Annotated in this window: 1 protein-coding gene; it reads left to right on the top strand. The window is 61.8% G+C overall.

What is annotated here, in order from left to right:
- Positions 1–528: NAD(P)/FAD-dependent oxidoreductase (locus AC0L3N_RS33910; protein WP_473552054.1), on the top strand; the 528-nt coding region annotated here is incomplete at its 5' end.
- Positions 529–749 lie beyond the last annotated feature (221 nt).

The raw sequence follows: 749 nt of genomic DNA, 5'->3' as shown, positions 1-749 counted from the left end.
GCAATGGCCGGACTGGCGCTGCCGGTGGAGCCGCGCAAGCGCAATGTCTTCATCTTCGAGGCGCGCGAGAAATATGACGACATGCCGCTGCTGGTCGATCCCTCAGGCATCTATGTCAGGCCGGAAGGCTCGGTCTACATCACCGGCGGCGGCGAGCCGGAAGAGGGCGACGGCCCCGCCGATCCCAGCGATTTCGAACCCGACTGGCCGCTGTTCGAAGAGGTAATCTGGCCGGTGCTGGCGACCCGCATTCCGGCCTTCGAGGCGATCAAGCCGACGCGCGCCTGGGCCGGTCATTACGACTACAACACGCTCGACCAGAACGCGGTGATCGGCCCGCATCCGCAAGTGGAAAATTTTCTCTTCGCCAACGGTTTTTCCGGCCACGGCCTGCAGCAGGCGCCGGCGGTCGGCAAGGCGCTGGCCGAGCTGATCGTGCATAGCGGCTACCGCACGGTGGACTGCTCGGCGTTTGGGTATGAGCGCGTTGCCGAGGGGCGGGCTTTCAGGGAATTGAACGTGATCTAACGATGGCGGGACAGCACCCCATAGGCGCGAACTTAGGGGTAGACTGGTGGAATCGAGATGTGATTCCTAGGCCAGATGCAAAGGAATGATTCCATTGAAAGCGACTGGCAGGCTCTGATCTCGAGACTGTCGCAATGTGTTGATAGTTGTGTGCGTCAAGTTCTGCAAAAATGGCGTGGCATTCAGCGGTGACGTTGGCGTGTCCGCCGCGCAGCCCCCGT

It is taken from the genome of Mesorhizobium sp. WSM4807 (assembly GCF_055811615.1).
The sequence above is the reverse complement of the archived record's forward strand: the minus strand, read 5'-3'. Positions and strand labels throughout refer to the sequence as shown.